The 15,315-nt window shown below is 54.3% G+C and carries 10 protein-coding genes; 1 reads left to right on the top strand and 9 read right to left on the bottom strand.

What is annotated here, in order from left to right; translation table 11 throughout:
• Window positions 1-90: 90 nt before the first annotated feature.
• From KRAC_RS32130 to KRAC_RS32115, 4 genes are all read right to left on the bottom strand, one after another.
• Window positions 91-1,851 (bottom strand): APC family permease, encoded by a 1,761-nt coding sequence (locus KRAC_RS32130; protein ID WP_007914533.1) that lies wholly within the window; start codon window positions 1,849-1,851, stop codon window positions 91-93.
• Between the two features lie 91 nt (window positions 1,852-1,942).
• Complete coding sequence (locus tag KRAC_RS32125) at window positions 1,943-2,899, bottom strand: TIGR03621 family F420-dependent LLM class oxidoreductase (RefSeq protein ID WP_007914532.1); 957 nt, start codon at window positions 2,897-2,899, stop codon at window positions 1,943-1,945.
• Between the two features lie 374 nt (window positions 2,900-3,273).
• Window positions 3,274-4,203, bottom strand: coding sequence for a hypothetical protein (locus KRAC_RS32120; protein ID WP_007914531.1), 930 nt, complete (start codon window positions 4,201-4,203; stop codon window positions 3,274-3,276).
• 173 nt (window positions 4,204-4,376) lie between these two features.
• Window positions 4,377-6,881, bottom strand: coding sequence for a glycoside hydrolase family 48 protein (locus tag KRAC_RS32115; RefSeq protein ID WP_007914530.1), 2,505 nt, complete (start codon window positions 6,879-6,881; stop codon window positions 4,377-4,379).
• A 373-nt stretch (window positions 6,882-7,254) separates the two neighbouring features.
• Here KRAC_RS32115 and KRAC_RS32110 point away from each other — a divergent pair, with 373 nt between their 5' ends.
• Window positions 7,255-8,094 (top strand): SDR family NAD(P)-dependent oxidoreductase, encoded by an 840-nt coding sequence (locus KRAC_RS32110; RefSeq protein WP_007914529.1) that lies wholly within the window; start codon window positions 7,255-7,257, stop codon window positions 8,092-8,094.
• A 175-nt stretch (window positions 8,095-8,269) separates the two neighbouring features.
• Here the strand turns inward: KRAC_RS32110 and KRAC_RS32105 are convergent, their stop codons facing one another.
• The 5 genes from KRAC_RS32105 to galT form a co-directional block, all read right to left on the bottom strand.
• Window positions 8,270-9,721 (bottom strand): glycoside hydrolase family 10 protein, encoded by a 1,452-nt coding sequence (locus tag KRAC_RS32105; protein ID WP_007914528.1) that lies wholly within the window; start codon window positions 9,719-9,721, stop codon window positions 8,270-8,272.
• Between the two features lie 312 nt (window positions 9,722-10,033).
• Window positions 10,034-11,590, bottom strand: a complete 1,557-nt coding sequence (locus KRAC_RS32100) for a cellulase family glycosylhydrolase (RefSeq protein ID WP_007914527.1) — start codon at window positions 11,588-11,590, stop codon at window positions 10,034-10,036.
• 181 nt (window positions 11,591-11,771) lie between these two features.
• Entirely contained in the window at window positions 11,772-13,196 is a 1,425-nt protein-coding gene (locus KRAC_RS32095; protein WP_007914526.1) for a galactokinase, read from the bottom strand.
• Entirely contained in the window at window positions 13,196-14,236 is a 1,041-nt protein-coding gene (locus tag KRAC_RS32090) for an FIG domain-containing protein (RefSeq protein ID WP_007914525.1), read from the bottom strand. Before KRAC_RS32090 ends, KRAC_RS32095 begins: the two co-directional genes overlap by 1 nt.
• The gene (galT, locus tag KRAC_RS32085) at window positions 14,233-15,303 is read right to left on the bottom strand and encodes a galactose-1-phosphate uridylyltransferase (RefSeq protein WP_007914524.1); all 1,071 of its coding nucleotides are present in this window, start codon (window positions 15,301-15,303) and stop codon (window positions 14,233-14,235) included. The genes KRAC_RS32090 and galT overlap by 4 nt, the downstream gene beginning before the upstream one ends.
• Between the last annotated feature and the right edge of the window lie 12 nt (window positions 15,304-15,315).

The raw sequence follows: 15,315 nt of genomic DNA, 5'->3' as shown, positions 1-15,315 counted from the left end.
GCTCCCGAAGCGTATGAGAGTCTGGTATGTTTCTCTGCTTACAGAGGTCCAGGCAAGGCTGGGGCCTACAATTTAGCGATTACGGTGCGCTTAGACGTCTTCTTTCCCGGCAGGCTCTTCTGCACGCACGTCTTCTTCGGAGACAGCTTCTTCCTCTGTATCGACCACCTCTGATGAGGCAACGGGAGCTGCAATAGGCGTCTGTTCGCTGGCTTCTTCGGATGGCACTCCTGGCTCGATCACTGGGTTTCCGTCCTCGCCCGAGATGATATGGCCAAGCATCTCGAAGCGGGCCGGATTGCTGCGGTATAGGTAGAGGGCATAACCAGCACCAATGAGCAGCCATACCAGGACAAAGGCGGGAAGGATATTGAGTGGGAACGGGGTCGGGGCGAACCCTAGTCCCGTAAAGAAAGCCCCGATACCAGGCAAGGGGGGCATAATGAACGATGTTAGCGGAATGAGAAGGACAATCGTGCTGAGAATGGGAGCAATCACATGCGTAAACACACGGAACTCTCCGCGTCGGCGTGCATAGACGGGAGCGGCAATATTGACGAGAATATACACTAGCATAAAGCAGATGGTGCCGATGATGGCGAGCCACCCATAGGAACTAATGCCGTTGGTCTGCTGATAGGTTGTGCCATCGGCGATGCCAAGAGCATAGGAGACGCTGCCATCCTTGTTGGCGTGTTGAATGACCAGGCCAAGGAAGCCAACCACCAGCAATGAGAAGACGCTCTGGGCAATGCTAGCGATATGAGGGCTCTTCCAGCGAGGATGCGTATTCCCAAAGCTGGAGGGTAAAATTTGCTCCCGTCCCATGCTATAGAGGTAACGTGTCATGCCATTATGGAAGGATACGTTGGCGCCGAAAGTTCCCACACTGATGGCGATCAGCATACAGACGACCAGCCAGCTGCCAACAAAATTTCCCGCGAGATCAAAGTAGGGTCCAGGCGCATTGGCGATATTGCCCAGCACATCTCCTGCATGTTCCCACCCCAGACCAATGATGGCGGAGTAGGTCGTCCAGATGTAGAGGATGCCCAGGCCAGCGATCACACTGAATAAGGCAATGGGAATGGTTCTGCGTGGATTGCGCGATTCTTCCCCATACACGGCACCAGACTCGAAGCCAACCCAACTCCAGACACCCAGCGCCATCGCAATACCGATACCTAACAGTCCGCCCGGCGCGACGTTTTTGAGCGTTGAGCCTGCTGGAGTAAAGGTATGAACGAAATCGTGTCCGGCTACGCCCCCTTTGAGCGTAATCACGATATTAAAGATGAGGAGGCTTCCAATCTCCAACACAAGGAAAGGGGCAAGCACCCAAACGGACCACTTGACATCAAAATAGGCCAGGATACTTACCAGAATGATGCCCAGAGCTGCATAGGTAAGCCAGCCTCCAGGCATATGAAAGTTCAAAAAGGTTGAAAGCGTGTTGTCGGTGAGTCCGCCAAAGGCTGCCTGGGAGGCCGCTTCAAAGATCGCATAGCCTCCCAACATGAGCCAACCAGCAGTAAAGGCCGCGCGGGGACCAAGGCCGTGACTGATCCAGGCGTAGAAACCACCTGCGGACGTCACGCGCCTGGCGAAGTAAAGCATTGGGAACGCGAGTAGAAGCAGGCCAAGGGCCGAAAGGAGAAACACGAGCGGCGTAGAGGCCCCTGCCTGGGCCGCAATAGAGGGAACGTTAAAGAACATTGCGGCGATAGGAGCCGCTCCAGCCAGGCAGAAATACAAGACTCCAAAGAGACCAATCGCATTCGTGTGCAGGCGTTTTTCGGGGGTCAGAGCGTTCGTTTCTGGTTGCGTAACACGGATAGATTCTTGAGCCACAATAATACTCCTCATTTCTTAGTGAAGGTAGAAAATTTAAGTGAAGAACATCCCTGTTCTTTTTTGGGCTCGTGTGTATTACAGGATTTTTCTACTTCGCTCCTGTCATCTGTTCCACAACGGGAGCAAATGAGCGTAAATGCTCATCCCATACAACAACATAGGAAATGCCGTAGGTGTTCCGGAGAGAAGCGACCTGGTGGGCAATCTCTGAGATTGTCCCAATGCAAAGAAATGGTGAGCGCTCGACCTGTTCCGGTGAGAGTTGAAGACGATGGGCATACTGCTGAAGGGCGTAGGGTCTATCTTCCGTGACACATACATCCATCAGGATGATACTCAATTCGAGTTGTTCAAAGCGTGCTCCCGCCGCCTCGCGTATCCATGCGATTTTCTCATGCGTTGCCTCAGGCAAGGCATCTTCTCCATCAAGAACATCATTCATATGCCCGGCTCGCTCGGCATGACGTGTTCTCGGTACCAGGCCAACACAGGTTGCTTCTCTAGCTGCGAGGGAGAGCATCTTTTTTCCACTTCCCCCCAGGAACAAGGGAAAAGGCTGTTGAAGTGGTTTGGGTAGGCAGGGGACCCTTTCGAGAGCATAGTGCTGGCCGGAGAACGACAACATCTCCTGCGAAAAAAAGGCTTTTAGCACCGCAATCGATTCTGTCAACCTTTCGATACGCGTGCGAGGGGAATCAAAGGAGCGTCCAAGCTGGCGATACTCTGATTCCATCCATCCGGCGCCCATACCCAACTCAAAGCGCCCATGAGAAAGCTGATCCAGGGTTGCGGCCTCTTTTGCTAGGAGGATGGGATGACGCAGGTCATTATTGAAGACCATGCTCCCAATACGTAGTCTGGTGGTTGCATGGGCTATATGGGCCAGTGCCAGGGCAGGGGCAAACTGATCCCCGATATGATCAGGAAGAAGAAAACTGTTATACCCCAACTGCTCGGCCAGGCTGGCCTGCTTCACCATCTCTTCAAGAGAGGGTGTGGTGTTGTGACAAAATAACCCGAAACGAAATGGAAATCCTTTTCCCATACAAAGATACTTTCTATGAGAAAGGTGGCTTCTTGCGCCCTTCCTCATCTAAAAAATCGGCTTTGTAGAGACCCCTGGCTTGAGGCATGGGGTTCATGACGCGCGTGAGTATGCCTGAATGGTTCTAATTGAGAATGTGAACCTCCTGAAATGCAAAATCGGTAAAAGATGCTTTTACCTTATACACATTTCTGTTTAGACTTTGTTACTATAAGCTTTAGCTTGCTTGTTTGTCAATAACAAGTAAACTAAAGCTCCTGGAAGGTTTATTATGCCAAAAGGGTTGTGGTGCTGGACACCGCAGGTGTCCAGCACCACAACCCTCAAGAGCTATAAGGCCGAATCGTCAAGATGAGTGTCAGATAAACGAAAATTTATTGCGCTACGGCTATGATGATACCACCGGGATTTTCAACGCCGGTTGGCCCAAGAGAGAAAATGGCATAGGTCATCCCTTTGGTTAAGTGGACATCGTGTATGGCTTCCGCTGAATCGTCGATATACGAGGTATCCTTTACCGTAGCCAGTAATTGAAACTGCTGATCATGATCAGAGATCAGGCGATACACGTTGTACGCCGTAGCATTCTGCCCCGCGGACCAGGAGAGGGCAATCCCACCATTACTCGTGCGCTGATATTGCCCATGCCCAGGCGCGGCTGGTATCTGCTTTGCTTCTATCCACCTCACTTGCGTTGTGAAGACGACTGCTACCGCGCTCGTGCTTGCGTTAATGAGGATGGAAGGGGCGTATTGCTGTTGATAGGTGGCCGTCATTTGGTCCTTGAGTAATACGCCATTAAACGTGATAGTGACGGAGCCCGCTTCGGAATTCACCACCTGGGTATAGTCGATAGCCGTGCCGCCATCTGTATGTAGCGTAACCTGGGCCGTTATGGGCGATGCTCCTGGACTATAGACTTTGACGTGATCGCTGTTGTCGACCACAAAGAGGAGGCGTTTCAGTTCGCCGGTGATCTCTGTTTTGATGGCATTCACAGCCAGGGGTGTGATTGCTCCATTGTTGTCCTTTGTCGCCCCACTAGTGCTGGAAAAGTTGAGGGGCGTAGCGAGTAGGAAGTTTGTCGGCCCATGCAGGGCTGATGGCTGTAACGTTGAAGTTGGTACTGGTGGCGCAGAGGTTGGCACAGGTTGGGTCTGTGAGGCCGTTGGACCAGGGGGCAGAGAGGTCGTATGAGCATTGGTGCTACAACTGGCAAATGCTTGTAAAAGCAAGAGCATCGTTAGCGACAGAAGAAACCAATACATGGCGCAATGGCCGTCACCCTCGTTTCGTGTAAGCAAGGCGCGACTCCTTTCGCAGCAGACTAAGATTGTTCAGGCGTGTGTGGCCCGACGCTATGAACGTACGCGCCTCCATATGACCTGGATATGTAAGGCGCGTACGTTCATAGCGTCGGGCCAGTTGGCTTATTGTCTGGTGAATCTCTTAAAGCCCATAACTGGCCCGAAGTGGTTCAGGAGGTACTACATGTCGTGCCATTGAGGGTGAAGGAAGTGGGAGGCGAATTGCTGCCACTCCAGGAACCGTTGAAGCCAGGGGCGGAACTCAGTGAGGCGCCCGGAGCAATCGAGCCGTTATACGAGAGGTTGGTAATGGTCACCGCACTGCCCTGCTGTGAGAAGGTCCCGTTCCATACCTGTGTGACCGTCTGGCCATTGGGGAAGGTGAATTTTAGCGTCCAGCCGTTGATCGCCGTGCTCCCGGTATTGGTGATCGCGATGTTTACGCCAAAGCCGCCAGGCCACTGGTTGGTCACCGTATACTGCACCTTACAGGCAGTGCCGGGGGTGGGTGTCGGGCTTGGTGTTGAGCTTGGCGTGGGCGTCGGAGTTGTGGTTTGAGTCGGCGTGGGCGTGGGTGTCGTGGTCTGGGTCGGTGTGGGCGTAGCGGTTTGTGTTTGGGTCGGTGTGGGCGTGGGTGTCCCTCCTGACGAACTTGGGAACAGGATATCGACATCGGCCATGGCCATAGCGATATCGGACTGCGCCCAGAAGCGGTGGTAGTTGAATGTAGGCGCGGAACCACCGTTCAGGTACGTCTGCACCTTCGACCAGGCGGGGTCCGATGGATACTTGGGGCGCTCAGTGAGGAAGGTCGTTGACGAATCCAGCGTCGCGCCCTGAGCGTTCTTTCCCGTCCAGCCAGAAGGAATAGAGACGGAGTCGTTAAACTGGTTGTAGTCCTTGCGGGTTTCCGGGTTGGAAACACCAATGCTGTCTGAGTAGTTGGTCCACATATCATCCAGCAGCGTCTGGGCCAGGGTGCGCGACGCAGTATCGCCGGACTTGGCGGAGTAGTAGAGCAACGTCTTGGCCAGGGCAGCCGCTACACCTACATCTGTTGTGGTGTCCACCACGGTCACATGCAGGCCCGAATTGTTCACCGAGGTCGTGCTGGAAGTCCAGTTACCACCCGGCTGGCCGCTCCAGTTCAGGGTCGAGGGGATGGCATAGGTCCCATTGGAGTTGACCGTCGTCGCCGACTTGGTCCAGGCAACCCATTTATCCAGGATCGATTTAGCCATCGCGTTACCAGTCTCATAATAGTACTCGGCGACGCGCTCCATGGACCAGGCCTGGAAGCCGAACCAGTTGTTGCTGGGTGGATCGTGGTATACTGGCTGCCAGTCATATGCCATGCCGTAGAAGGTCGAAGTACCGGCAGGAGGAGCGCCGTAGCTGCCATTCCAGCTATTAGTCGCACCACCGGCAATCGCGCCTTCAGACGACTGTAACCACGTATAGAACTGCAACTGGCGTTGCAAGCTGGTTGCCCAGTCACCGGGCGCGCTTGGAGACTTCGGTTCGAGCGCGGGCACGCTGCTCAGCGCCCACGCGGCCAGAGGGTTCTGATAACCCTGGTGAGCCGCGCTGGAGCCAATGCGCCATGCCCAGCTACCGGAAGAGGGGACCGCCCCGCCCCAGGCGTAGTACCAGTCCAGCAGGTAGGTCGAGCTGTTTTTGCCACTACCAGCTGCGCAGCTCGTGCTCGTACAACCTAACGTCTTAAAGTACTTGTCATACGTACCATAGCGCAGATAGTCACCCATCTTCGAGGCTTCGGCAACTTGACTGGCAACTGCGCTCGCCTGCCCCTGGGCACTTGCCCATGTGTAGGCCCAGAAGGCCGCCTGGACGGTACGCGCGTCAGCGTCAGGGGCATCGGTATAGCGCCACTGCTGCGAGTAGCTGCCACCCGAAGCCGGTGTGTTGAAGAGGCTCAAGAAGCCGGTGCCATCGTTTCTGCCCCAGGTGAACGTCTCACACTCTGGATGAACGACCGTCTTCCAGACTGACTCTGAGGCACCGCGCTGGTACGAGTTCACAAAGGACGGCTTGGTTGTGCCATCCCCACAATGGCCGTAGCCGTACCAGTTGTCGGTGTCCAGCAGCCAGGGCATACCGTAGATGTCGGCGGTGCCGTAGGTCTGCTGGAGTTCGCTCGCCAGTGGGTCTTGTCCCACAGACACGCTGGTAGACAATTGAGTCGGATAATCGGTGATGTTGGGGGACTCGGGCGCATATTGCGCGGGGCTGCTAGCATTGTAACCACTATTGGTCGACTGGTCGGCATGCGATGGAATCATGTATTTGTCCATCGTCGCCCAGGCGCTCGTGAAGGGTTGCCAGTTTCCCGTCACTTCACCATACGTCGTCTCCAGCCAGAGCCAGAAACTGAAGGCTTCCGAGGTCGTTTCATGCCCATAGTCTGGCGCTTCAACGATGAGCGTCTCCACCGAGTGATAGGGGATGCCCAGTGGGCTGAAGTACCCGTTTACCGGGTTCTTGATCTCGCCATACAACGTCAGGAAACGCTGGGTATAAGTAGATGTGGCTTGAGTAGCGCCCGGACCGGCATACGCTACCGGAATACGTTGGACGCCTAAAACGCCAGAAATCACAAGCGCGATTGCTATGATTACCAGCGATATGGATTGAGAGATCCTCTTCCTGGTCATTCTAACCTCCTTGTTATGAAAGATGTTAACCCAGAGGATGCAGGTCATCCTAATATTGCCCGCCTGCTCGTGACATTGATGTTCCATCATAAAAATCGCGGGCAGTTCACACCTATCGATTCATCACCTCCTTCCATAGATGCCTGAGTGCCGTAAGTAATGTTACTATACTAAAATGACTGGTTTTATTTGTATTGTAGCTAACTCTTCTCTGGCACACAATGACATGCGCTAGACACCCCGTAGACAGTTAATGGCTGGGAGAACTGTTTGACAATGGCGCCAAGACGTAATACACTGATGCTTATCTTTTTGTGTTGAGAGGCTGGTTGAGGTGAAATATCTGAGCAAGTTTAAATGAAGGAATATATCTTTGGTAAATACGCATGATCACAAACAACTTCTTATAGGTCAGGTAGCGGTGGTCACTGGTGGCAGCCGTGGGATTGGGCGAGCGATTGCGCTGGCCCTGGCCGCAGAAGGTGCCTCAGTTGCAGTAGTAGCACGATCTGAAGAACAATTGGCAGAAACGACCATGCTCATCCGGGAGATGGGGGGCGAGGCAATCGCGATTGTTGGAGATGTAAGCGATCGTCAGGCAGTCGTACAGATGGCCAAGCAAGTTGTGCAGCAGCTGGGGCCGGTGGATATCCTTGTGAACAACGCAGGGCGTCACTATGCTCTTGGACCGCTGTGGCTGGTCGATCCCGATGAGTGGTTGAAGGACGTGGAAGGCAATCTCTTCAGCACATTTCTATGTATGCACGCCATCATGCCAGGTATGATCGAGCGTCGTCAGGGCAGAATCATCAATATATCCAGCGGGGCCGGTAATCTGCCACGTCCACACTCTACTGCCTATACAAGCTCCAAAGCGGCGGTCACACGCCTCACAGAGAGCGCAGCCATTTCGGCCAGGCCATACGACATCTCTATCTTCGCCATCCATCCAGGTTCGGTACGGACCGCCATGGCAGACTATCTGGTGAACTCTGAGGAAGCAAACAAGTGGGTGCCGGAATTCCGTACGATCTATGATGAGACAGAGATCCCGGCGGAGCGAGTTGGTGAACTGGTCGTCTTCCTGGCATCCGGAAAAGCGGACCTGCTCACGGGCCGCTTTCTCAACGTCTACGATGATATCCAGGAGCTTGTCAGGCAGGCCGCAGCCATTCAGCAGCAAGATCTCTATACCTTACGCCTGCGTCAATAATCCTTTTCCTCTGAGAACGTCTCGTGGTAAATTCACCCTTGAGTGAATTTACCACGAGACGTTCTGGTCTTGAGTTCTCACGCATTTTCCTGTGAGGTGTCTTTTTGAGATCCCGTAGGAGCTGTTCGTAGGCCTGTTGATAGGCCTCTAGGTCCGTCCAGTTTGTGAAAATGAATTACCTGGTCGGCGTCCCATTCAGGGTAAACGAGGTTGGGGCAGGATTGCTTCCGTTCCAACTCCCATTGAAGCCCAGCGAGATAGAGCCTCCCGGAGCAATCGTCGCGTTATAGCTGGCATTAGTAATAGTTACCTGGTTCCCGGATTGCGTCACCTGACCATTCCAGAGATTGGTAATCTGTTGCGTTCCAGGAAACGCGAACTTTAATATCCATCCATTAATGGCCGTCGAAGTATTATTGGTAATTGTGACATTCGCCGTAAAGCCGCTCGGCCACTGGTCCACCACCTGATAGGCCACATGGACACCTCCGGCAACAGGCGATGGGGTTGGTGTTGGGGACGGTGTATTTATTGGGGTCGGCGTGGGAGTCTGCCCGATCGGCGTGGGAGTGACGCTTATCCCGCCACCAAGAGCTTGAATAACCGCAGTGTATGCTGGCTTCGGGTTGTAGCTGTCATCAAAAAGTAGTGCTGCCCCTTGACCAGAGAAGGTGCCTGGTATCCATGAGTCCGGATCTCCGACACCCCATGTTGTAATATCGTTGCAACGGGTAACTGCGAGACAGGCAGATACAACCTTACTGTAGTCGGTCGCTTGTTGCTGAAGGTTCGCGCTACTGGCAGGAGTTGGCATACGAATATCCAGCTCCGTAATCTGTACATCAAGGCCGAGATCGGCGAAGCGCTGCAAGTTGGTCTGGAAGTCTGATGGCACCTGACCCACGATCAGGTGCGACTGGAAACCGACACAGTCGATGGGGATACCACGTGCCTTGAAGTCCTTGACCATGTTGTAGACGGCTGTGCTCTTTGCATTAACGCCTTCGATGTTATAGTCGTTGTAGCACAACTTGGCATTGGGATCAGCCGCGTGAGCAGACACAAAGGCGTCTTCGATATAGCTGTTCCCGATTTCATTCTGGAAGATGTCACTCCGGCGTGTCCCATCATCGTTGAATGCCTCATTGACGACGTCCCAGTACCAGATCTCGCTCTTATAATGGCTCACTTCACCGGTGATATGATTCTGCATAGCACTCAAGAGCGCGGTACCCGAGGTGATATTGCTGACCCAGCTTGCAAGCTGGTTATGCCAGACCAGGGTATGACCACGAACCTTCATGTTATGAGCCTGGGCATGAGCGACAATGGCGTCACCAGGTCCGAAATTGAACGTACCTTGCGAAGGCTCGGTCGTCTGCCATTTCATTTCGTTGCCGGGAGTGGTGCCTGTGAACTCACGATCAAAAACGGTCGTGTACGGTGTCGTGCCAAGGAGATTGCCTGTGACTGCAGCCCCAAAGACACGGCCCTTTGCCGCTGCTGCTGAACCGAGGGTATCGGCGGCCGATGCCTTGAGCAAAGGCATGCTGCACACAAACGCTAAGAGGAGAAACACCAATGTTACTACGAAAAATCCTTTTCGGGTGAGGCGATGAAACATCATTATTTTCCTTTTCCTTCCTTGGACTAAGGAAACATTCAGGACTATCTAGTGTTCTGTCAATCTTCATGGAAAAGGTTTCATGCCGCCTGCGGCGGCAGGGAATTGAGACGCAGAGGGGCTGACGCCCCTCTGCACTCCCCACCTTTCCAATCAACTTTGACAGAGTACTAGTGGAATATCATCCCGTTGTCTCTCATGGTGGAATGGATACTGGAAATTATTTGTGTTCAGTGAGTCGAGCGGAAAATTGGGTGTGAGACGAGGGTGAGACGAGGCAGGCGACTGACCAGCCGCCTGCTTCGTTTACGATGTTTATCCGACGCTACAATGAGAACCATTGAGAGTAAAGGAGGTCGGCGGATTATTAGCGCTGCTCCAGGACCCATTAAAGCCAGGTTCCGAGCTTACCGTGCCTCCCGCGGGAATGCTTCCGTTATAGGAGAGGTTGGTGATCGTTACGTTGGCCCCGCTCTGCGTGTAGTTCCCGTTCCACAACTGGGTGATTGTCTGCCCATTAGGGAAGGCAAATTGCAGGCTCCAGCCGTTGATTGGCGTTGACCCGGTATTGGTAATCGTAAAGGCCGCGCCAAAGCCACCCGTCCACTGATTTGTCACCGTGTAGGTTACCTTACAACTCCCGGAGGTCGGAGTAGGCGTAGGTGTACTCGTAGTGGTTGGAGTAGGCGTAGGCGTACTCGTGGTGGTTGGAGTAGGCGTAGGCGTATTGGTTGAAGTCCCGGTTGGCGTGGGCGTAGGCGCGCCACCCAGTGAGAGCAAGTGCGCTTTGTACCCAGCACCAAAGTTCGTCGGCGTACCGTTCCAGTCGCTAATCAGCGCTGGTGTGCCGCCGCAGTTGCCGCTGGCTGTCCAGGTCCAGGCCAGATACCCGGTATTATGCGAATCGAACCAGCTCGTCAATGTATTGACAAAACCAGATGCGCAATCATTCTCGCCGATCTCACCAGCGATCACCGGTACCTGCGCGATGACTGGTGCGATCTGCGAATCCCAGCAACTACTGTTGGAGCACGCGTTAAAATTGTAGATGTGTACTGAGGCGGCCAGATTGTTCTGCGGATCGCTGGGCTTATTCGCCAGCCACTGCGAGAGATCATTTGACCACGCCAGGCCGCCCAATAGCAGGATATTGGTCGCTCCTGTGGCACGCACGGTGTTGATCAGCGTCTGCATTCCAGCCACGGCAAATCCCACGCCTGAGCAGTTCCCCGATTGGGGGGCCGTACTACCGCTAAGCCAGCAGGTCCAGCTAATGTCGTGGGGTTCGTTATACAGATCAAAGATCACCGATGAATTGCTCTTGAACGTATTTGCCACCGAGGTCCAGAAGGCTGGGGAGTGATCCAGGTCCGTCATTGGTTGCTGGCCTGTCGACTGATTGCTCCCGGAATTGTTCCAGTGCAGATCAAGAATGACTACCAGGCCATTCGCGTTCAGCAAATTCACCCAATTGACAATGTCTGCCTGGTATTGCGCGGACGATTTCCCGTTGGCGGGAAAGCCATTGATGCCCAGCCAGCAGTCCTCATTCAGAGGTACACGTACGCTGTTGATGCCCCAGGCCAGCATATTGTTGACTGTCGCCTGGTCGACTGGCCCGTCGAAGTCGGTTGGCGCGTTTGTCGCGCTCTTGGTACACTGGTATTCCGTGCCCATACGGTCTACCCCATGGGATACAAAGACATGTCCACTGCCATCTACAATCTGATTTCCTACCACATGCAGACCCGTTGGTACGCTGGCTGCTCTGGCAGCACCAGGCGACTGTAGCGTGACCATTGCCGCGACGGAACAGAGTAGCAGCGCTACAATGGCAAATGATAGTAGTCGAAAGTGTCTCTTCCTTGACATACTTTCCTCCTGGATATTAAGAGCATGAAACGTATCCCTCCTGCTCTCAATGGTGTCCACCCATCCCGCTCATAGTGATACAGAAGAAAAGTATACTGTTTCTCTCCAGCAAAACCACAGCATGTACGAAGCATCCAATCGACAGATAAGAGGCAGGTCCCTCTTCCCTATTCTTCGAAGCTCACGCGACGACAAGTTGTTGATATCCCCAGGCAACTGCTCCGGGAGAAGAGCCTCCCAGAATCTCAACAGCATACCCTGTCTCCTGCGCGTACATTGCAGCAATGTGTTCAATTTGCGCCTGTGAGCCGCGTCGGGCAAGGACTGCGACGGTTCCACCACTGCCACCGCCAGTAATCTTTGCGCCATAGAGATTGGCTGTAGGTCCGGCCTGACTCACCAGTTCTACCAGACGGTCGGTTCCGTTTGAGCCAAGGCCACAAGCGCTATAGCTGGCATGTGATTGATACATCAGCTCGCCGAGCAGGTAGCAGTCTTCGTCAGTGAGCACTGGGTGCGCGAGTAGGGCGCGGAAGAGGCGTACGCGATGGTGCTCGTAAATTGGGTGGGCCGTCGGCTGACGAACTGCGTATGTACGCGCTGGGTCGATACGTGTCACGCTATCCGTCGAACCCTGGTACTGACGCAAAAAGGCTGCGCCATTGATCTGGTGTGGAAGACGATCGCGATAAGCTCTCTCCCAGAGCGAGGGGGAAATATTTGCTAGATAGCCCTGCCATCTACTGTCCTCGATGGAAACGCTTCGCTCACCATGGGTCTGGACTGGCAGACCAGCCAGGTCAGCAATGATGCGGTAGCCCATAAAAGCTCCGATGCGTACTGAGCCATAATCTGCGCCGGTCACGGCATGACGAATCCCTGAATCAATTCCCCAGACTTCTAGCTCGTTTGGAAGCGTGATGCTCTCCTGCAATTCAGCTGGCTGGCAGAGCAGGGCCAGCAAACTATCCTGCTCGCCACAGGCCGAGGTCATCTGGTCCATAATACCGCATGGCGCCCCGACAACGAGATTTTCCACTTTCTGGCAGAGAAGTGCCAGCTCACGACCAGCGATATGCAGATCATAGAGCGTAGATAACGCCTGCATGGTCGCAACCTCGAGCGCGGCCGACGAACTGACGCCCTTGCCTGCCGGAACATTTGAGTGGAGAAAGAGACGCAGGCCACGCTCCAATATCAACCCACACTCACGTTGTAAAACAATCAGACACCCAGCGACATAGGCTGCCCAGGAACGCTCGGGATCACGAGTGAGGAGGGTGTGTGCCGCGGCATAATCCAGCCTGGCGAGTTCGGCGAGTTCTATCGTCACCTGCGGTGGATCCTCAACCCCTGTACTCCGGAGCGTGATTGCTGACTCATCGCTGAACTGGACTGCGGCCCAGGTGGCGGCGGCAAGCGGCAACTCCAGGACGAGCGCGCCCGAATAATCGGCGATTCCGCCCATCAGATCCAGGCGACCAGGCGCGCGCGCCACCACTACTGATTGCTGGGGAGAGAAAAAATCAGTCTGATTGTTCAGGTTCGACAGAAAGCGTTCGGCGTCCGCCCGTGTCGACCCTGGCAAGTGTGTAAATCGCCACATTATGTGTATTCCTTTGTTGTTTGAGAGGTGAAAAGCCCTCGCTGGCGCAGCGCGTCGTGTAACACTGGAGCGACCTGCTGCTGAATAGCCTGGTTGGCATAGCCGATCCAGGTGACGTTGGAGGTCACATCGAGTAGCGCTGAAAGCAGTTCTCCATTCTCGTCGGTCACGATGACCCCCGCCTCACGCGCAATCAACTCGGTGCAGAGATCATACGGATGGCCGCATAAGCCAAAAATCTGCCCCCGAGCGCGCATCTGGGCATCAATGCCGGGGCGCAGGTCCGCGATCCAGCGATCGTGCCCCACCAATAATTCGTAGAGCTGGCCACCCGATGCAATGTACTGATCTTCAAAGGTGCGCGCCCTCCCCTCGCTTCCTGGACCAAGGATACGATCAATCACCGTATCCTCAATCTCTGCCAGTTCGGCGCGGCCACCTGGGAAGAAACGCGCGATGCTACCATACCCATTGGCGATCGTTGTAGCCTGTGATGGCTGGATCTGCAGCGGAGAGTGCTCGCCTGTTATGCGGTTCACGCGCTCGCCATGCGCGCCCTGGCCCGCAATAGCCCAGAGCGTATCGCTCAGGTGCTGCTTGACCAGCGGGATCTCTGTCTGAAGCGCTATCTCGATATCGTGGAGACCGGTCCGGGGACCACGATTAGGAGCCACCCCTGTTAAAATCCAGGCCGCACGTTTCTGATACATCAACCCTCGTGTCCCATCAATGGGGTCGATAATGATACGTAACTCTGCCTCGTCAGGCGCAGTTCCCGCAGGAAAAGTCATGATTCCATCCTCACCCAGGCCTTCTGCGATTAACACAAATGAGCGTTCCTGGGACAGGACGCTGAAATGTTCGATCAAGACCTCTTCAGAGATGCGATCAATGGCGAAAATGGTATCACCGGCCTGTTCCGCCACCACCAGCGAGAGTTGCTCAATGGCCTGTTGCTCGCAAACAGTCACCACCGCGTCACGAATGGCGGCATGGATAGTGCGTAACTGGGCCAGGAGCCTGGCTGCATTTGCGATCATTTCACACCTCGCAACTCTCGATAATGCGTCGTTGGTAGAGCCAACAGTTCAGCGGCTTTCGCCTCCGGGGACGTGTCGCTGATGAAATTTCCACCTCCGATTTCAGGGCCAGCTAGATATTTGAGCACATTTGGGCGTCGCAAGGGTGGGTGAAAGGCAATGAAGAAGTGATAGGCGCGATAGTCTCCACCATCACAGGGGGCCTGGTGCAACGGCATCACGTAGGGAAAGGGCATCTGCCAGAGGTTATCAAAACGCACCGTCACCTGCTTGAGTGCCTGTGCCAAAGAAGCCGTTTCCGCGTCGGTCAAGGCGTGAATATGTGGAACGCCTCTCTTTGGTGCGAGATAAACTTCATACGCATAACGAGCAAAATAGGGGACAAACGCAATGCTATACTCATCTTCAAAAAGAATACGCCGACCATCGGTCTGCTCAGCGGCAATGATATCCGCAAAGAGGCTACGCCCGGTCTCATTCAGGTAGCGTTGCGAGGCTTGCAATTCTTGCTCAATTGTCTTAAACACAAAGTTGGTTGCATAGATCTGGCCATGTGGATGTGGATTGGAGACTCCAACCACCTCGCCCTTATTCTCAAAGCAGAGCACGTGCTTCACATCATCGCGCTTGCCCAAATCCAGCGTTTGTTGTTGCCAGACCTGGACCACTTCAGTGATATGAGCAAGGGGCATCTCGGCAAGCGTCAAATTATGTAATGGACTATAACAGATTACCCGTGCATGTCCCTGGGCGCGGCGTACGCGGTTAGGGGGTGCAGGAATAGTCAATTCGTCGGGCGCATCCTGACCAACACAGGGATGATCGTTATCAAATACAAACGTCCGTTCATAATGCGGATTGCTCTGACCACTGATACGCTGGTTGCCGGGACAGAGATAGCAATCTGCAAGATAGGATGGGACAGAGGCGGCTGTGTTTTCGACCGTTGCGCCAATCCAGGGACGATTTTGCCGATGGGCGGCGATAACCACCCACTCCTCACGTAGTGGATGCCAGCGCTCTTCCCAGATAGCTTCTGTCTGGTGCGCTGTTGGGGGTAGTGTCATAGCATACTCCAT

Source organism: Ktedonobacter racemifer DSM 44963 (assembly GCF_000178855.1).
Classification (GTDB): Bacteria; Chloroflexota; Ktedonobacteria; order Ktedonobacterales; family Ktedonobacteraceae; genus Ktedonobacter; species Ktedonobacter racemifer.
Note: the sequence above shows the minus strand (reverse complement) of the source record. Positions and strands in the feature narration are given on the sequence as shown.